At 43.9% G+C, this 18,612-nt stretch carries 14 protein-coding genes and 1 other RNA gene; 10 read left to right on the forward strand and 5 right to left on the reverse strand.

What is annotated here, in order from left to right; genetic code table 11:
* Window positions 1-26 precede the first annotated feature (26 nt).
* The 4 genes from GUY17_RS03815 to GUY17_RS03830 all read right to left on the reverse strand — a co-directional run bounded on the left by GUY17_RS03815 (window position 27) and on the right by GUY17_RS03830 (window position 4,863).
* The gene (locus GUY17_RS03815) at window positions 27-2,489 is read right to left on the reverse strand and encodes a carboxypeptidase-like regulatory domain-containing protein (RefSeq protein ID WP_162022345.1); all 2,463 of its coding nucleotides are present in this window, start codon (window positions 2,487-2,489) and stop codon (window positions 27-29) included.
* Between the two features lie 51 nt (window positions 2,490-2,540).
* Complete coding sequence (locus GUY17_RS03820) at window positions 2,541-3,998, reverse strand: glycerophosphodiester phosphodiesterase family protein (RefSeq protein ID WP_162022346.1); 1,458 nt, start codon at window positions 3,996-3,998, stop codon at window positions 2,541-2,543.
* A gap of 331 nt (window positions 3,999-4,329) precedes the next feature.
* Window positions 4,330-4,511: non-coding RNA, 6S RNA (gene ssrS, locus GUY17_RS03825), on the reverse strand.
* Window positions 4,512-4,563: 52 nt separating this feature from the next.
* Window positions 4,564-4,863 carry a cell division protein ZapA gene (locus GUY17_RS03830; RefSeq protein WP_101086040.1) on the reverse strand — a complete coding sequence of 100 codons (300 nt, stop codon included), beginning with the start codon at window positions 4,861-4,863 and terminating at the stop codon, window positions 4,564-4,566.
* A gap of 212 nt (window positions 4,864-5,075) precedes the next feature.
* Between GUY17_RS03830 and GUY17_RS03835 the strand changes: the two genes are divergently transcribed.
* From GUY17_RS03835 to GUY17_RS03875, 10 genes are all read left to right on the forward strand, one after another.
* Window positions 5,076-5,651 (forward strand): UPF0149 family protein, encoded by a 576-nt coding sequence (locus GUY17_RS03835; RefSeq protein WP_101086039.1) that lies wholly within the window; start codon window positions 5,076-5,078, stop codon window positions 5,649-5,651.
* 28 nt (window positions 5,652-5,679) lie between these two features.
* Complete coding sequence (gene ubiH, locus GUY17_RS03840) at window positions 5,680-6,954, forward strand: 2-octaprenyl-6-methoxyphenyl hydroxylase (RefSeq protein ID WP_162022347.1); 1,275 nt, start codon at window positions 5,680-5,682, stop codon at window positions 6,952-6,954.
* Between the two features lie 24 nt (window positions 6,955-6,978).
* On the forward strand, window positions 6,979-8,199 hold the full coding sequence (locus GUY17_RS03845) for an FAD-dependent oxidoreductase (protein WP_162022348.1): 1,221 nt from the start codon (window positions 6,979-6,981) through the stop codon (window positions 8,197-8,199).
* 235 nt (window positions 8,200-8,434) lie between these two features.
* Complete coding sequence (gene gcvT, locus GUY17_RS03850) at window positions 8,435-9,529, forward strand: glycine cleavage system aminomethyltransferase GcvT (protein WP_162022349.1); 1,095 nt, start codon at window positions 8,435-8,437, stop codon at window positions 9,527-9,529.
* Between the two features lie 82 nt (window positions 9,530-9,611).
* Entirely contained in the window at window positions 9,612-10,001 is a 390-nt protein-coding gene (gcvH, locus tag GUY17_RS03855; RefSeq protein ID WP_101086035.1) for a glycine cleavage system protein GcvH, read from the forward strand.
* A gap of 175 nt (window positions 10,002-10,176) precedes the next feature.
* Window positions 10,177-13,065, forward strand: a complete 2,889-nt coding sequence (gcvP, locus tag GUY17_RS03860) for an aminomethyl-transferring glycine dehydrogenase (RefSeq protein WP_162022350.1) — start codon at window positions 10,177-10,179, stop codon at window positions 13,063-13,065.
* Between the two features lie 464 nt (window positions 13,066-13,529).
* Window positions 13,530-15,041 carry a Fic family protein gene (locus GUY17_RS03865; protein WP_162022351.1) on the forward strand — a complete coding sequence of 504 codons (1,512 nt, stop codon included), beginning with the start codon at window positions 13,530-13,532 and terminating at the stop codon, window positions 15,039-15,041.
* A gap of 86 nt (window positions 15,042-15,127) precedes the next feature.
* A complete protein-coding gene (locus GUY17_RS03870) occupies window positions 15,128-16,291 on the forward strand; it encodes a hypothetical protein (RefSeq protein ID WP_162022352.1) in 1,164 nt (387 codons plus the stop codon).
* A 382-nt stretch (window positions 16,292-16,673) separates the two neighbouring features.
* Window positions 16,674-16,841 (forward strand): hypothetical protein, encoded by a 168-nt coding sequence (locus GUY17_RS21090; RefSeq protein WP_174839628.1) that lies wholly within the window; start codon window positions 16,674-16,676, stop codon window positions 16,839-16,841.
* Window positions 16,842-17,041: 200 nt separating this feature from the next.
* A complete protein-coding gene (locus tag GUY17_RS03875) occupies window positions 17,042-17,455 on the forward strand; it encodes a hypothetical protein (protein ID WP_162022353.1) in 414 nt (137 codons plus the stop codon).
* Window positions 17,456-17,594: 139 nt separating this feature from the next.
* Here GUY17_RS03875 and GUY17_RS03880 read toward each other — a convergent pair whose 3' ends face one another.
* Entirely contained in the window at window positions 17,595-18,521 is a 927-nt protein-coding gene (locus tag GUY17_RS03880) for a GlxA family transcriptional regulator (protein ID WP_217351064.1), read from the reverse strand.
* Window positions 18,522-18,612 lie beyond the last annotated feature (91 nt).

Consider the following 18,612-nt stretch of genomic DNA (forward strand, 5'->3'; position numbering starts at 1 on the left):
TGTCACCAGCGAACAGCATCAGCTCATTAAAAATTAATGTCGAAACTCGTTTGGCCAGCTTTCAAATATATCCATTGTCTAATGGGCTCTTGTCCTGAAGCAGAGACTTTAATGTCATAATTGCCAGCAGGTAGCATCATGCCGGCTTGATATTTGGGCTTAATATTCATCACAGACACGTTGGCATTTGCGATATTACTCTTAATCGTTAGGGGTAATAGGGCGGTATTGGTAGGTGATGATTTAGCCGGTTGAGTGGCCTTATGTGCTGGCATTACCGCTAAATCAAAGCGATTAATGGGGTCGCTAATGGCATTAAAGCCTTGGGTAATTAGTAAGCGCTGGTCTATTGAAGAGCCGACAGGTTGTACAATCGGCAAGGTCACAAGTAACCATTTAAGCGTATATGACACCGTGGCAGAATCGTTCTTTTCCATTTGATCAAAAAAGTAATGCAGTGATGAGCCTGGCATAGTGTATTGGTTGCCGCCCATCGATAACGGAACCACAAATATTGACGCTAATAACACCGTTGATATCACCGGTTTTATCAAGCGATTAGGCTTAACTCTTGGCGCAGAGGACGCACGTTTAGCTTGTACTAGTTCGACCGCTTTCATCGGTAGCTTTAATACGGTAAGTAACACTAATGCTAAGCTAATCGCCATAGAAATTGGCGGAATAATAGTTGAACGTAATGCCGATTTACCTGTTGATTCAAACGCACCACCATCGGCAAACTCAACTAGTTGAGCTTCGAGCACATTGAGGTATTCAGTGGTTTTACGTTTTATATTGGGCTCAATAATATGTTGCTTAAACTCGCGATTATTCCAATCGGCTAGCGTAGGATTAACGTACAACTCTTTCATTTCTTGTTTTATACGCTGTTGAATATCGCTTTGCTGTTGAAAGGTTTGCCAGCTCAAATTCGGTGGCATATCGCTACCCTTAGCTTTCATTTTTGAACGCCACTCGGCATCAGCCTGTTGACGCACTTTTTTAGCGACAGCGATATCAAAGCTGTTGCGATCGGTGATTGACCAAGAAGGGGATAAGGTTAAGCCTTTTTGCTTTAGCTTCTTATTAACTTTTATACTGGTAAGTTCATGAACTCTAAATTGATGGATTGAGTTAATGCCTAGAGAGTAGCCCCCCGACTCCTTAACAAAATCAGGTGCCATTTTTATCATCAATACTTTTTTATAATGATTTACATCGTTGGTGTACACCATTCGATGATCTTTAAAGCCAGCATCGCCACCAGTGATAGCATCTGCAGCCTGCATCGCCGTGAATAAGCCTAAGCTCATAATGCCTGAAATAATAGAATTGCCGACGTTTTCTGAGGTTGAGATCTCTTCGCGAATTAACCAATCATCTGGAGGAATATAAGGAATACCGTACTTGGCTATTTCTTTGTCATAGCCATTTTGTAATCGCTCAAAACATCTATCCTTACTACTACCACTTTTCTTTTCTGCGCATTTATTACGACGTTCAAAATAGTCATATAGTTTTGGAGCAATTTTTTGAGCTCGCGATTCCACCCTAGCTTCATAAGCTTTGGTGCCTTTTTGGTATTGTTCCCACCCTTGCTTAACTTGATTTTGGGTGTCTAACCAGTACGAATCCGACCGAGTTTGTACACTGGCTAAGGCTTGGTTATATTGATTTGAACCCGAGGCATACTCAGTGTATTTATTGCGCAGTGTTTGGCGGAAATTATCATAATGGCCATAGTGTTCGTCAAACCGAGACATGGCTCGATCGCGAACAAACTTTTCCATTATCAAACGCTTTTTGTCCTTTAAATCGTCGACTAATTTGTCGTCAGCGTAAACTAATCCACCAAATACCGATAAAAAGGTTTTTTCGATAGCACTGTGTTCTTTATTGGGATCATACTCAATACCTTCGAATGTGATTGAGTTTTCAATTAACGCACTACGGAGTAACTGCGATAAATAAGCTTGCTGGCGTTCTTCAGGCGTTGAAGCGTCAATAATAAAATGATCGACTAACCATTTTTGTCCAAAAAATACCGTTGGCCACACAAGTACCGCAATGAGTGCAAAGTAACCTAAAGCGCGCGTAACGTTAGCGACTTTTTTACCCTTTAATAATAAATCAGCTAACAGTAACGTAACGCCTATTCCACTGATTGTTCGGCCAAATAGCTCTACTGTTCGTAAGTCTTCTATGCTGGAGTTTCGTCCTCCAGCAACATCGGTCAACGCTGCATTAAATACCGCTTCAGGGAACAAATACACTAGTGAGCAAATGAACATCAACAACATCCACCAGAAGGGGGTACCCGTTTTATTTATCTGGGCTTCAACTGCTTGCTGCTTTTCTACTTTTTTAGCGGTTGATTGCTGACTTTTTTGTACTTTTTCCAGCTCTTTTACCGCGGATTGCATTTTTTTTTGTGTAGGAGCGCTGTTAAGCAGATTTGTTGCAAATGGACTTTTGTTATTTTCAGTCATATTAATCTTTATCAACCATCGTCTTTTTATCTTTATGTCGTTATTTAATCGCTATTTAGCTTGGCGTGCAGGCAACCTTAAAATGATTGTATCACCTGTATTGTTATCAATTTTTTCATCAGTGATAGTAGGAAAACCATGTTCTAACAACGGAGTAGGAATAGTGTTTGGCACTACTTTAACGGGAGTCGCGTTGATGGCAGCAAGGCCAGAGTCTAATGATAGATAGTAACCTTCGTTTTGATAGCCACGCATTTCGGCAAAACGATCAAAGTCAGCATCTTGCGGTAAAGACGCAATATAGCGACCAAGATGGCTCAATGGCTGATAACGTTTAACTGGCAAAGCAGCATTGAATAGACGTTGGCAAATTTTGTAAGGTGTCGCATCGACAATGGCGCCATCAGGAAGTTGATCTGTGGTTAATTTGATGAGCTGTGATTGATGATACTCGCTACCATTGAGCGAATAGGTATACACTTTCATTCCGAGTTGATGTGCATGATATTTAACGTTGGTATGTTGCATAAAGCTACGGATATCTAGGTGGAGCCCAGAGTTTTTACCCAGTTTTCTCTGTAATTCAGAAAGTGAGGATTTTGCCGTATAATCTTTATAACGTGAACGATAACGCTTAGTACCGTATCGACCCACTAGCTCAAGCTTATTTTTATTATCTAAATAATAAGTATCGTTTTTTACGCCTTTACGCAAATCAGCCGTTAATTTTTCAATGCTTGTTGGGTGTCCACCTTGAATAAAGCCTAAATAAACTGAAGGGTTAATACCTCGGAGTTTATAGAGTGTGTCTTGACTTGTTGCAGAGTAATAAAAGCCACCTAAACCAATATATTTTCTGAGCATATTATCGAGTTCAACGAGTTTTTGGCCGTTGGTGTCAGACTTAACTTCTACATTCAGTTGTTGATTGTGATTGCGATATGCCGCAAAGGTTTTAAAGGCTTCAACCGCAGCAATAGGGCGTTGATCCAGTAAATGGTTACTTTGCTTGTCTCGCAGTTTGAGATTAGCAAACTCTTGAAAGTTCATACGGTTTAGTTTGAAGCGTTCACCGGTGTAATACACCGTCGCGCGACCGGTCTGACTATCGTGATGATTAACCCAAGTACCATCTTTGAGTAGCATTACGTCAATTTCAACACTGTTAAAATTATCATTTAACGCCGCTGCAATGGCATTGGCACTGCTTTCTGGCTGCCGAAAATCGCCCCGATGAGCTGATATGTCTAATCGACATTCGGCAGTAGACAGCATTTTGATATTGCCATTATTGGCCAGATATAAATTACGGTCGCCCAGGCTCAGCTGAGTATCAATAATATTCAAGCCTTGGGTAGCTGCATCAGTTGGTAAATGAGATAACTCAGTGGGAACAATATTAACAGGCTTAGGTGAAGGCGTTGGGATGGATTTACAGCCTGCTAAAATCAGCAGTAGTACAGCCATAATGATGCTGTAAAAATAGGGGGCGACGACACGACTTGTCATAATCCATATTTACAAGTTATTAATATTTAATGTTTTATACATTAATGAACCCGGTAAAACAACCTTATGGATTAAAGTAAACTTAATTCAAACATCAAAATGTGAACGAGGATGACTTATCAAAACCTGATTAGTTTCAGATTCAGTCCAGCACCATTCAGATTTTTCAATTTAAGGCTCATTAACGCAGCAAATGGTTGTTATCTTTTATATCAATGAGACTGATATATGAGCAGACATAAATGTTTATGGCTAAATCAAGGTAACAAATAATGGAATATTACAGAGGTATGATGAACACTTCTTAAAGAGTGTTCATCATAAAATTAGAATGCTCCCCAAAATACCGCTGCCGGCGCAGCCCTTGAACCGTAGGTTCAAGGCGGGTAAATGTTCATCTCCTAAGGCTTCTCGGTATAATCCGAGCATGCACAATGTTAACGAAAGCATTCACCCTGGGTTTGTAATTATCGGCACAGGGACTTAACCAACGAGCAAATATCCCAGGGAGCAAAACAGGGTAGAATTAAGCAATGCTTAGTTCTGAAATCTTAGTTTAGCCTTCCTAGCGGCTTCGTTCAACCAACGATGTTTCCAACGTTGACTGTAACAAAGAAATACGCTCATCCATTTGCGCCATATATTGTTTGTTTTTTTGTTTTTCTTCATACAATTCATTGCCAATGTTCAGCGCCGCCATAATGGCTAACTCTTCACGGCTTAAATTATTAGTACGCGACTTTAAGGTTGTCAGTTGGTTTTCAACTTCTCTGGCAACAGTCCGCAATGCATCTTCGCGTCCTTTTGGACATGCGATAGAGTAGGTGCGCCCTAATAGGGTAATGTCAACAGCACTGTTACTCATAATGTTGCCTCAGATCCTTAGTCAGTTCGCGAACTATATAGGGCTGAATTTAAAAGAGCAAGGCAACAGCATCCCTTTTTAACTATTTGCTGTTTGTGTGAACAAATCCGCTTCAGTCTAGGCATTATTTGGGCACAATACACACTAGCATTTGGAGCATCATAGTAACTCTGCTAGCATTGAAGCAGATATAGCGCTTTTAGGAATTTACCATGGCAATCCCACCTTCATTATGTATCGAAAAACTAAAACAGGCCTTAGATTACGCTGAAGTCGGCCAGCATCCAGTAGAAGTGCACGGGGCGCTTGTTGGGATTATTTGTGGTGGTGTAAAGCAAGAAAATTTAGCCTGGCTCAAGCCGTTAGTTGAGTTAATGAACGACGGTCAACCGCTAGAACCAAACTTACAACAGCTGATCAGCGATTTGTATCAAGACACCGTGACCCGCTTAGTCGATTTCGAATTTGGCTTTACTCTTTTATTACCAGAAGAAGAAGCGCCACTGAGCGATCGCGTTGAAGCGTTAGCCTTGTGGACCCAAAGTTTTTTAACGGGCATTGCCATTATTCAACCAGAGCTAAACAAAGCGTCAACCGATGTGCGTGAGGTAATTAAAGACCTTGCCGATATCGCTCAAGTAGAATTTGATGTCGGTGATGACGAAGAATCAGAAGTTGCCTACGAAGAACTGCAAGAGTTTGTCAGAATGTCAGCTATTTTATGTTATTCAGAGTTTGGCTTAGACATGCCTTTGAATGACACCGATGAGCATTCTACTTTTCACTAACATTTTGGTATAGGCAGCAACGCAGCGTATGACCACAGCACACACTTCTACCGAGCCACTCGTCGTTGATATTGCCATAGTGGGTGGCGCCATGGCAGGTGCCACGTTAGCTTTAGGGTTAGCTCAGTTATCTGCCACATTATCTGCTACGTTATCATCTGCCACTTTAGCGCGTCCGCTGCGTATTGCATTAATCGAAGCCCATGTTGCCAACAACAATCACCCCGGTTTTGATGCCCGCTCTATCGCCATTGCGCACGGTTCTATTTTCGAACTGACTCGTTTAGGCATTTGGCCTAAGTTGCAGCATCTTGGCACCGCGATCGAAAATATTCATGTGTCTGATCGCGGCCACTTTGGCATGACCGAACTTAACGCTAAACCATTAGGCTTAGATGCATTAGGGCAGGTGGTTGAATTAGCTCGAGTGGGTAACGTGTTATTCGACGAACTGGCTAAATCATCTGTCAGCGTGTTTTGTCCTGCCAAAGTCACTGATTTACAAGCCCAAACAGACGGTCACTTATTAACATTAGATAATGGCACTCAGCTGCATTGTCAGTTGCTGGTGGCCGCAGATGGCGCTAACTCGGTTGTGCGTCAACATTTACAGCAGCCTACTGAGCAAGTTAATTTTGATCAAACGGCGGTCGTTGCCAATGTCATTACCGACCAACCGCATCAACACTGGGCTTATGAGCGCTTTACCCAAACCGGCCCATTAGCACTGTTACCGATGACGTCAGTGCCATCAACACCTTCCACTCAAGCGCGATATTCACTGGTATGGGCATTACCGCCAGCCAAAGCTGATGCATTAAAAAATGCAGATAAAGCTGAGTTTTTAGTGGAATTGCAACAAGCATTTGGCCATCGTGTCGGCCGCTTTATCGATGTGGGGCAGCGGGTCAGTTATCCACTCTCGTTATCGTACATGCCAAGGCCGATTTACCATCGTTGTATATTTATCGGTAACGCCGCGCAAACGCTACACCCTATCGCTGGACAAGGCTTTAACCTAGGTTTACGTGATGTAGTCGGGCTACTCAAGGTGCTTGAACACGCCTTTAGCAGCAACACCGCAACCGAAGTCGACCTCGGCAGCAGCGCTATCGTGCATCAATATTTAGCCGCTCGCCAAGCCGATCGCGACAGCACACTCAACAACATCGAATTTTTAGTGCGTGGCTTTTCCAATCAATATTGGCCGTTAGTTGCCGGACGCAATATCGGTTTGCGTTTATTGTCTTGGCTACCGCCGTTAAAACGCCCCGTAGTGCAAACCGCCATGGGCTGGCGTTAACTCATTTTAAGGTAAGGATTGACCATGTTTTCAACTAAAACTTATGATGTTGCCATCGTCGGCGGTGGTATGGTTGGGCTTGCAACCGCAATCGGTTTAGCCAATGCCGACCTTAATGTGGTGGTTATCGATGCTGGCACAACCCAAGCGGTCAGTGGCGATCCTAAATTACGCGTTAGTGCGATTAACAAAGCCAGTCAGCAATTACTTGAAAACCTCGGCGCGTGGCAATACCTCGACGACAGCCGTGTTAGCCCTTACCAAAAAATGTCGGTGTGGGACAAAGACGGCCTAGGCAAAATTGAGTTCGACGCTCACAGCATCAGCGAAGCCTATTTAGGCTCGATCATAGAAAACGATGCCATCAGTTATGCCCTTGCCAAACGTGCCAGCGAAATAAGCAACATTACCTATATTGAAAACCAACGTCTTGAGCGCGTAGCCTTTGGCGAGCGCGAAGCTTGGCTAACCCTAGCCAATGGCGACAATGTCAGTGCCGCCGTAGTGGTTGCCGCCGACGGAGCCAACTCTTGGGTGCGCCAACAATGCAGTATTCCGCTAACATTTTGGGACTACGGCCACCATGCTATTGTCGCGACCGTGCGCACCGAACTCGCTCACGACGCCACCGCCAGACAAGCCTTTTTACCCGGTGGTCCATTAGCCATGTTGCCATTGTATGACGACAATTTATGTTCCATCGTCTGGTCGGTACCGCCCGACCAAGCCGAACAATTGTTAGCATTAGACGATATAGAATTTGGCAAAGCGTTAACTGCCGCGCTAGATGGCCGTTTAGGCATGTGCCAGGTGATCAGCGAGCGTCAATCATTTCCGCTACGTATGCGCTATGCGCGCCACTTTGCCCGCCATCGATTAGTACTGGCAGGTGATGCAGCTCACACTATTCATCCGTTAGCTGGCCAAGGGGTTAACTTAGGCTTTTTAGACGCCGCCAGTATCATCGAAACCTTTACCGAACTGCATGAGCAAGGCAAAGATTTAGGCGAATATAGCCACTTACGAGCCCTTGAACGTTGGCGTAAAGCAGAGGCTATGGAGATGATTGCCACCATGGAAGGCTTTAAAAGACTGTTTGCCGGCAGCAATCCGCTTAAAAAAGCCATGCGCGACATAGGCCTAACCCTAGTTGATAATGTCGCTGGGCTGAAAACAGTGTTCATCAAACAGGCTATGGGTAACAAAATGACATTACCTAAACTTTGTCGTGAGCCAATTTCATAATAGCTAATGTAGAAACTTGTTTAATATCAGTCTACACAGCTAAATCGGCGTTTTTATTGTAAAAGATTATGTAAAAAAATTACAACAATAGATTAGCTAAACTAATGCGACCGGGCTCGGATTAGAAAAATTTTTTGTATACAAATTAGGTCTGCGGAGTATAATTTTGTTCGCATTTTATCAAATACCTACATTAGATTAAGACCTAATTAAAGGCCCAAAAAAAGGGATAATAATGGCTAGCAAGACTGTACTTTTTAACAAGCATTTAGAATCTAAAGCCAAAATGGTTGATTTCCACGGTTGGGAAATGCCGATTAACTACGGCTCTCAAATCGAAGAACATCACGCAGTACGTCAAGACGCAGGCATGTTCGACGTGTCGCACATGACCGTAGTTGACGTTACCGGCAGCGATGCTTGTGCCTTCTTACGTAAGTTACTTGCTAACGATGTCGCCAAACTTACCGTACCTGGTAAAGCCCTTTACGGCGGAATGCTAGACGAAAACGCTGGCATCATCGACGACCTTATTACCTACTACTTAACCGACACCCATTACCGCGTGGTGGTTAACTCCGCTACTCGCGACAAAGACCTCGCCTGGATCAACAAACAAGCCGCAGCATTTGATGTTGTTGTGACTGAACGTCCAGAGCTTGCGATGATTGCCGTGCAAGGTCCTAATGCTAAAGCCAAAGCGGCTACAGTATTTAGCACCGAGCAAAATGCTGCCGTTGAAGGCATGAAGCCATTCTTTGGTGTGCAATCAGCCAGCTTATTTATTGCTACAACCGGTTACACCGGCGAAGCGGGCTACGAAATTATTGTTCCAGAAGCCGAAGCCGAAGCCTTATGGCAAGCACTACTAGATGCAGGCGTTAAGCCATGTGGTTTAGGTGCACGTGACACATTACGCTTAGAAGCGGGCATGAACCTATACGGTCAAGACATGGACGAGTCAATTAATCCATTAGCCGCTAATATGGGCTGGACTGTAGCGTGGGAGCCAAGCGAACGTGACTTTATTGGCCGTGATGTACTTACCGCCATTAAAGTGGCTGGCACAGACAAATTAGTCGGCTTAGTCATGGAAGAAAAGGGCGTATTACGCCACGATATGGCAGTATTTTTTACCGACGCAAACGGTGTTGAGCATCAAGGTGTGATCACTAGCGGTTCGTTTTCGCCAACATTAGGCTATTCTATTGCCATGGCCCGTGTGCCTAATGGTATTGGTGCTGTAGCTGAAGTTGAAATGCGTAAAAAGCGTGTTAACGTAAAAGTCATCGCTCCAAGTTTTGTACGTAACGGTAAGCAAGCTTTCTAACGACTCAATAAAATGAGTTGTGCTTTACCTAAAAAGAATTTATTTGTTAAGTATTAGAACATCAGATTAAGGAACAACGATAATGAGCACTATTCCAGCAGACTTGAAATATGCATCTTCACACGAATGGATCCGTAAAGAATCAGACGGTAGCTACACAGTAGGTATCACTGAGCATGCTCAAGAGCTATTAGGCGACATGGTATTCGTAGAATTGCCAGAAGTTGGCGACACAGTCACAGCCGGTGAAGACTGCGCAGTGGCTGAATCAGTTAAAGCGGCATCAGACATCTATGCACCTATTTCTGGTGAAGTGATTGCCGTAAACGAATCTTTAGAAGATTCGCCAGAGCGTGTTAACAGCGACGCATTTGGTGACGGTTGGTTCTTCCGTGTTATGCCTTCTGACGAATCAGAAGTTGATGCATTATTAGATGCAGACGGTTACCAAGAAGTGATTGACCAAGAATAAGCGCCAATGACGCAGGAAGCTCCCTCGGGAGCTTCTTTGTTATGTGCAGCTAAAAAAAATGACGAGCGCGCAACATAATAAACCCTAAACAGGTTATTCACGTATTACCCATTTTCACCCTAATCCAGTTCTGTGCCCTACCGCCATAACTGGTCGATTTGGAACAAGGTTTAACATGACCAAGCAAACCCTGACACAACTAGAACAACACGAGTTATTTTTAACACGCCACATTGGCCCAAGTGCTGAGCAGCAACAAGAAATGCTCAACTTCATTGGTGCAGAGTCGTTAGAAGACTTAACCGCGCAAACCGTTCCTGGCAAAATCCGTTTACCACAAGACCTCACCATCGGTGACTCGTGTGGCGAAGCCGAAGGTATCGCCTATATCCGCAACATAGCAGACAAAAACAAAGTCTTTAAAAGCTATATCGGTATGGGTTACTACGGCGTGCAAGTGCCAAATGTTATTTTGCGTAACGTGTTCGAAAATCCAGGTTGGTACACTGCTTATACTCCATATCAGCCAGAAATCGCCCAGGGCCGTTTAGAAGCAATCTTAAACTTCCAACAAGTGTCAATGGACCTAACCGGTCTTGACCTTGCATCAGCCTCATTGCTGGACGAAGCAACCGCCGCGGCAGAAGCCATGGCCCTTGCCAAGCGCGTATCTAAAGCCAAAAAAGCCAACATCTTCTTTGTTGCCGACGACGTATTCCCACAAACATTAGACGTCGTTAAAACCCGCGCAGAATGTTTTGGTTTTGAAGTAGTCGTTGGCCCAGCAAGTGAAGCGGTAAATTACGAATTATTTGGTGCCTTGTTCCAGTACACCAACCGTATTGGCCAAATTACCGATTACACTGAGCTATTTGCTACGCTTCGCGACAACAAAGTTATTGTTACAGTAGCAGCCGACATCATGTCGTTAATGTTACTTAAATCACCGGGCGCCATGGGCGCAGATGTCGTATTTGGTAGCGCGCAACGTTTTGGCGTACCAATGGGATACGGCGGACCACACGCAGCATTCTTTGTTGCCCGTGACGAACACAAGCGTTCAATGCCAGGCCGTATCATTGGTGTGTCAAAAGACACCCGCGGCAACAGTGCATTACGTATGGCCATGCAAACGCGCGAGCAACATATTCGCCGCGAAAAAGCCAACTCAAACATTTGTACCGCGCAAATTTTATTAGCCAACATGGCGTCGTTTTATGCGGTATTCCACGGCCCACAAGGCTTAAAAACCATAGCATCACGCATTAACCGTTTAGCCGACATTTTAGCGGCAGGCTTAACAGCAAAAGGCTTAACCTTAGCTAACACCACTTGGTTCGACACCATCAGTGTTAAAGGTGCCGACGTTGCCGCCATTAATGCCCGCGCCATAGCTGCGCAAGTGAACTTACGTATAGATGTAGACGGCGTGTTTGGTATCAGCTTAGATGAAACCACTATCCGTACAGACATCGCAGACTTATTTGACGTTATCCTAGGCGCAGGCCACGGCTTAGATGTTGCAGCACTTGATGCCGACATCGTTGCTAATGGCAGCCAGTCAATTCCAGATGCGCTAGTACGTCAAGATGCGGTATTAACTCATCCAACGTTTAATCGCTACCAAAGCGAAACCGAGATGATGCGTTACATCAAGCGTCTCGAAAACAAAGATTTAGCCTTAAACCACTCAATGATCTCGTTAGGTTCATGCACCATGAAACTCAACGCCGCAGTGGAAATGCTACCAGTAAGCTGGCCAGAATTTGCTAACATGCACCCATTCTGCCCGCTAGATCAGGCACAAGGTTATACCCAGTTAATTAACGAACTGTCTGAGTTTTTAGTTAAAATCACCGGTTACGATGCGGTGTGTATTCAGCCAAACTCTGGTGCACAAGGCGAGTACGCTGGCTTATTAGCGATTAAGAAATACCACGAGTCTCGCGGCGACGCGCACCGTAACATTTGCTTAATTCCACAATCGGCTCACGGCACCAACCCAGCATCGGCACAACTTGCTGGTATGAAGGTAGTGGTTACTGCTTGCGACAAGCAAGGTAACGTTGATTTAGAAGACTTACGCACTAAAGCTGCGGAGCTTGCAGACAGCCTATCGTGCATCATGATCACGTACCCATCGACTCACGGTGTGTACGAAGAATCAATCCGCGAAGTATGTGAAATCGTCCATCAATATGGCGGTCAAGTTTACCTAGACGGCGCAAACATGAACGCACAGGTTGGTTTAACATCACCAGGCTTTATCGGCGCAGACGTATCGCACCTTAACTTACACAAAACCTTTGCTATCCCGCACGGCGGTGGTGGTCCTGGTATGGGCCCAATTGGTGTTAAAGCACACCTTGCGCCATTTGTAGCAGGCCACGTAGTGATTAAGCCAGGCCGCGAAAGCGACCATAATGGCGCCGTATCTGCTGCACCTTATGGCAGCGCCAGCATTTTGCCAATCAGCTGGATGTACATTAAGTTGTTGGGCACTAAAGGGGTTAAGCAATCAACCCAAACGGCGCTTTTAAACGCTAACTACATCATGAAAAAGCTACTGCCTCATTACCCAGTATTATTTACTGGCCGTAACGACCGTGTTGCCCATGAATGTATTATCGATTTACGCCCATTAAAAGAAACCTCTGGCGTGACCGAAATGGATATCGCTAAGCGTCTAAACGACTATGGTTTCCATTCACCAACCATGAGCTTCCCGGTAGCGGGAACCTTGATGATTGAGCCAACTGAATCAGAGTCTAAGGTTGAGCTAGACCGTTTCATCGAAGCGATGATTTCTATTCGCGGTGAAATTACCAAGGTAGAAGCAGGCGAGTGGCCAGTGGACAATAACCCGCTGCATAATGCACCTCACACCCTAGCGGATATTATGGACCCAGAGTTCGATTCACGTCCGTACAGTCGTGAAGTGGCCGTGTTCCCAACGGCAGCGGTTAAGGCGAATAAGTTCTGGCCAACGGTTAACCGTATTGATGATGTTTATGGGGATCGCAATTTGATGTGTAGTTGCGTACCACTATCAGACTACGAATAATTACTGCTTAGTCTCGCTATTACGGCGTTGAACCTCGGCTCCAGTGCTCATTGACACCAGTCAACTCCGCGCTAGAGCCTTCGGTTCGCCTTGTACTAGCTTCGCCAGCGACGCAATTATGATAGTAGTAGGCTTCGTTTGAAGTTTTAGAATTTAAAAGCGACCGGAAGGTCGCTTTTTTATGTCTGTCATTCCGGCAATGCTTTTGAGCCGGAATCCAGGTGTTGGCCTATGTATTTAGTGTCATACAGTTTATTTAACTATAGTTAACAGCTACTACGATACTTGAGATAAACACTAAAACCTATAAATTGAAAAGCATTAAAACCTATAAATGGTATGACATTAAAACCTATAAATGATACAACAGTAAAACCTATAAACCAAAAGCGTTAAAACCTATAAAAGGCATGGCGACAAAACCTTGGTTTAATAAACATCTTGTGTAGTTATTAGGAACTCAAATGAATGATGTGTCACAAAAATTAGCGGATTCTCTCGCGCAATTAAAGACGCTCCAAGAGTCTGGTTTCGTTGCGATACAATCGAATCAATTAAGCCGGGTGCATCGTGAGCGTTTAATTAAGTATGGCTTTATTCGGGAAGTCATCCGAGGTTGGTATATTCCTGCAATGCCTGATGAAAAACCAGGTGACAGCACGTCTTGGTATACTTCTTTTTGGGACTTCTGCGGAGCCTATTTGTCAGCGCGATTCGATCAATCTTGGTGCTTATCACCTGAGCAGTCGATAAATCTACATATTGGTGACAGGACCGTTTGTCAGCAGCTACTTGTGCGTTCTCCAAAGGGAAATAATAAGCCTACCGCCTTCTTGCATAACACTTCTATTTTTGATGTCAGACTAAATTTGCCTGATGTAAAACATATTGAAAGTCTTGATGGGCTTAATGTGTATAGTTTACCCGCAGCGTTAGTGTATTGTTCTGCGAGCCAGTTTGTTAATGCACCTGTTCAAATGCGCACGGCCTTATCAATGGTGACTGATGCATCTGATGTGTTATCCATTTTGCTGGCGGGTAATCACAGTGTTATTGCAGGCAGGTTAGTGGGGGCTTTTAGAAACATTGGCCGCGATCTTATTGCAAGCAACATACTTAAAGGCATGATCGCCGCCGACTTAGTCGTGCAAGAAGAAGACCCCTTTAAAGAAAAGGTGCAGATAAGCTTCGGTCGCCGTGATGTCTCGCCTTATGTTAATCGAATACGACTGATGTGGGCACAGATGCGCGATGACGTTATAGCCCATTTTCCTCAGCCAAGTCACCAGACAATGACTATCGACAATTATATGGCCGAAGTGGAAGATAAATATGTCACAGACGCCTATCACTCATTATCCATCGAAGGCTATCGTGTCACTCATGAGCTTATAGAACTTGTTCGGTTTGGCCATTGGCAGACTGAAGACTCTGTCGATAGTAAAAAACACCTAGATGCAATGGCCGCTAAAGGTTACTGGGATGCATTTCAAGAAGTGAAAAAAGCCGTTCGGGTGGTGTTAGAGGACAATAATTCGGGTGATGTGTTAGAGCACTCACACAGTGATTGGTATTTGGCTTTATTCAGCCCAAGCGTTGCAGCAGGTATTGTTAAGCAATCGGACCTAGCGGGTTATCGAACGGGGCCAGTTTATATTCGTCAGTCTATGCATACGCCTCCTAGCCGAGATGCTGTTAGGGATATGATGCCGACATTGTTTGAATTATTGGCAGCAGAGGATAATGCGGCAGTAAGGGTTGTGCTGGGGCACTTTATCTTTGTGTATATTCATCCATATTTTGATGGTAACGGCAGAATGGGGAGGTTCGTTATGAATTTGATGATGGCCTCAGGTAGTTACCCTTGGACGGTTGTGCCGGTCGAACGACGCACTGAATATATGCAGGCATTGGAAGAAGCCAGCGTCAAACAGAATGTTGTGCCTTTTACTCAGTTTCTGGCTTCACTAATGTAAAAGTGAAGGGGTAACAATGGCTGGCATTGTTAATGTCTAATCGCTAAGTACTTTAGACTCGGAATAGAAAGTTAAGTTGAATTTTTATGGAGAAGGATAAAATGATATTAGGGAATGATGTTGGTAACACGTTTATGGCAGTTTTTTTAAGGTTTAGGGACCAGTTTTTAATTAGTAAAAAAGGCTTTCATCTAGGCTTGTTGCTTTTGCTTTCTGCGCCTACTTACGCCGATGACCTTCTTGAAAGAACAAATAGTAATTTGGATTATTTAAGACAACAGGTGATTAATCAACCCGAAAAAGGACTTATTGACATTCCTGCTTCTGAACGAGTTATTGGTGAGTTGAGCCAAGTTTTGGATGGCTATGAGCTTGAGCTACATGACCAAATATTACTTCGTACTGTCCGTGCTTTAAGTTTAAAAAACATCAATATGCTGAGGTTAAATTCGCTACAAAAAGTCGATCTTGCTCAAGCTGAATTAGCGATAGCTGATATCGATTTTGTTAGCAAGAAGAGCGACTCGGTGGATTTGCTTTATGCTGCTGGTCATATTTCGATGCATTTACTTGATTATCCGGTTCAAGCATATCAGTACTGGCAGCAATGTGCAGAATCGGGACATGCCGGTTGCATGAATATTTTAGCAGCCCATCGATTTACCGGAGAAAATGGCTTAGCAGTGGATGTCGAACAGTCTATTTATTGGCATCAACAAGTGTATAAAACGGGTACAGAATATATTTGTGCTGGGGTATTTTCAGCTATTGCTCTAGGAGAACTCGCCCATTTTTATTCAGAGCTAGATACTGGAGGTAATTGGACACAATGGCTTGAGAAAAGAGACTTGTTACTTGACGATCTAATTAACAAAGGCCACGATGAAAATATTTGCCAGTTAGGTGTTCACTACGCGAGAGACTTCGTATTGCAACATCGCTTATCTGAAGACAATATCGCAACACTCGATTTAGCTATTAAGTTAATGGCCGAGGATAGCGAAAAGCAAGTGTTGGAGGTTATTAAGCAGGACAAAGAACTATCAACCGTTATTCCTTATTTATCATCGATAGAATATCCTGAAGAGCAATGCTCGTTAACTCTGAGTTTACTTTTATATGCTAAGTATGACGGTCAGCAAAAAGCTGTCCAAGATTTGACTGACTATATGACAAGTTTAAGCATGGAATACTGTGCTTGGGAGTTTGCATTAATAGAAAGGATGCAAACTTCAGGCCGTTGGCATTGATTGTTATAAGTTTTTGGGGGGGAATTACTCGGTCAGACTCAGCCCTCACTTATTACTGAAGTCTCACTGGCTAGCAGGAATTAAGATGCTAAAGTCGTTAACCAAGGAGCCGCAAGCATGCTATTAAATTCGTGGAGACCCCTCAGACTCTAACCCCCATTTATTCAAAATGGCTGGCTTGATTTTAATTCTTAGCATAAGCTGCTTGGTTTTAGCAGGTATACTTTTAGCATTACCACATCTGCGACTTTGAACTGATTGTGATTCGGAAGTTGGCAGCGACAAAGAGTGTGCCAAACTAAAAGGCGAACTAAAAGACGAATGGACTTTAAATGAAGTCGCTCATCCCCCCCCAAGCAGCATATTCAAATTGGAACAAATAATGAAAATAGTTAAATTACTCCCTCTAGTATTACTCGTTTTTCTCGCTGGGTGCGAATTAATAGGACCTTCAGTAAGAGTATCTGGACCTAAAGTTATCGTTGATGACAGCTCAAATAGCAATGGAACCCATTGTCCTCCTGGCCAAGCCAAAAAAGGCAAGTGCTAAAATATCAAGTTGTAGTATAGCCGCAGCAAGGTGCACGAACTGGCTATCTTCAGCTCGTGTGTAAAGCATTATTAAATTCGTGGGAGATCCCTCAAACTCTACCCCACTTATTTCATTGACCTCTGTCTATGATGTCATTCATACGAAAAACAGATAGACTAGCGCGCTTCAAATTAAATTAAATGAAAGGATTTCAATTAATGCATAAGCTAATACTTTTAATCGGTCTGGCGCTGCTGACATCATGTGCTTCGAACACAAGTATCGTTGCCAATCAATCTACATCCCACAGCAATCCCATCTGCCTGATATCAGGAGTGCCTTCATCAGATATAAAATACACCGTTATTACTCAGTTAAAGTATGCAAAAAATGGGTATGGAAATATTAATAGCGTCCTGCCAATAATAGTGAAACAAGCACAATCCTTAGGTGCTGATGCAATCATTGACTACAACGGTGGCCATCGTTTCGGTTTCTGGCCATGGCAATTTATCAGACCTGTTGTGCGTGGCACGGCTGTGACATGGGATTCACCAAATGATATTGACTGTAAAGCATTAGGTGGCACATTCGATACTCAATTGAAAAGTTCTCTTACCACTGACGTATAAAGAGAAGTGGGAGCTGAGTCTGAGGGATCCCCACTGATTTAATATCATGCTTGTGGATCTTTGATTAAACCTTGATAAATGGGGTCCAACTCAGCCCCCATTTATTGCCGAATAACCCGAAACACAGCCCAGACAACATTCACACAAACCGCCTCCGAAACTCCTTCGGCGTTAAGCCAATTATCTTCACAAACGCTTTACGACACGCGCTCACGTCTTCATAACCCACGTCATAAGCAATCACTTTAAAGGTTTTCTTGGTTGATTCTAATAACTCACACGCTTTTTGGATTCTAAGGCGCTGTAGGTATTCATTCGTGTTAAACCCTGTTGCTTGTATAAAGTGGCGTGCAAAAGTCCGTTCCGATAGATGACTCTTTTCTGCCAGCGATGCCACGGTTAGGCGCGTATGAAACTTCGCTTGTATGTGTGTTTGAATTTTATGTATTACGTCGTCACCATGATCGAATCTTGGGTTGAAGCTTTGGTAGTAACGCTGCTCTCGCGGTGCGGTGTCGATAATTAAGTGCTTGCCTAATTGGCGCATGATCGCGGGGTTAAAAAACTGCGCTACCAGCTCTAGGCCTAAGTCCATCCAAGACATTAAGCCACCCGCGGTAATTAGATCGCCGTCGTTGATAATGATTTTTTCGCTGTTTATGTTGACTTCGGAGTAGAGCGTTTCGAGTTGTGCCGCCAGTCCCCAGTGGGTTGTTGCTGGGCGGTTATTGAGTAATCCGGTTTCCGCTAAAATGAAGGTGCCTGCACACACCGCGCAAATTACTGCGCCTTGCTTATGTTGTTTTATTATCCATTGGCTGAGCACGGTTTCGGGCGCAAGAAAGTATTCGTCGACGATGTTGGGCGGCAAGATGACGATGTTGTTTTTGCGTTTTTGGGCGGCTAATTTTGCGACGTCGGTTATTTCTACTTCGAAGCGGGCTGCGAGCGCGTGCTCTTCTGCGAAGCGGTTGGCGAGCAAAAACATTTCATACAGGCCCAGCGTTGCAGTTTGCATTGCGCCTGGGTAGTTAATTATTTGTATTTTCATCTCTCTGGTTGTCATTTTTAGCTCTTTCTTGAACTTGTCTGTTTTTGCCTGTTTTATGCCCGTTTTGACTTTAGTGTATTGCGTGATGATTAGCAATAATAGCGTC

The organism is Shewanella sp. Arc9-LZ, assembly GCF_010092445.1.
Taxonomy (GTDB): Bacteria; Pseudomonadota; Gammaproteobacteria; order Enterobacterales; family Shewanellaceae; genus Shewanella.

Excerpts from the sequence above, each read along its gene's own strand:
- GUY17_RS03815 (WP_162022345.1), bottom strand. The coding sequence starts at position 2,489 with ATGACTGAAAATAACAAAAGTCCATTTGCAACAAATCTGCTTAACAGC.
- GUY17_RS03820 (WP_162022346.1), bottom strand. The coding sequence starts at position 3,998 with ATGACAAGTCGTGTCGTCGCCCCCTATTTTTACAGCATCATTATGGCT.
- GUY17_RS03830 (WP_101086040.1), bottom strand. The coding sequence starts at position 4,863 with ATGAGTAACAGTGCTGTTGACATTACCCTATTAGGGCGCACCTACTCT.
- GUY17_RS03835 (WP_101086039.1), top strand. The coding sequence starts at position 5,076 with ATGGCAATCCCACCTTCATTATGTATCGAAAAACTAAAACAGGCCTTA.
- ubiH (WP_162022347.1), top strand. The coding sequence starts at position 5,680 with ATGACCACAGCACACACTTCTACCGAGCCACTCGTCGTTGATATTGCC.
- GUY17_RS03845 (WP_162022348.1), top strand. The coding sequence starts at position 6,979 with ATGTTTTCAACTAAAACTTATGATGTTGCCATCGTCGGCGGTGGTATG.
- gcvT (WP_162022349.1), top strand. The coding sequence starts at position 8,435 with ATGGCTAGCAAGACTGTACTTTTTAACAAGCATTTAGAATCTAAAGCC.
- gcvH (WP_101086035.1), top strand. The coding sequence starts at position 9,612 with ATGAGCACTATTCCAGCAGACTTGAAATATGCATCTTCACACGAATGG.
- gcvP (WP_162022350.1), top strand. The coding sequence starts at position 10,177 with ATGACCAAGCAAACCCTGACACAACTAGAACAACACGAGTTATTTTTA.
- GUY17_RS03865 (WP_162022351.1), top strand. The coding sequence starts at position 13,530 with ATGAATGATGTGTCACAAAAATTAGCGGATTCTCTCGCGCAATTAAAG.
- GUY17_RS03870 (WP_162022352.1), top strand. The coding sequence starts at position 15,128 with ATGGAGAAGGATAAAATGATATTAGGGAATGATGTTGGTAACACGTTT.
- GUY17_RS21090 (WP_174839628.1), top strand. The coding sequence starts at position 16,674 with ATGAAAATAGTTAAATTACTCCCTCTAGTATTACTCGTTTTTCTCGCT.
- GUY17_RS03875 (WP_162022353.1), top strand. The coding sequence starts at position 17,042 with ATGCATAAGCTAATACTTTTAATCGGTCTGGCGCTGCTGACATCATGT.
- GUY17_RS03880 (WP_217351064.1), bottom strand. The coding sequence starts at position 18,521 with ATGACAACCAGAGAGATGAAAATACAAATAATTAACTACCCAGGCGCA.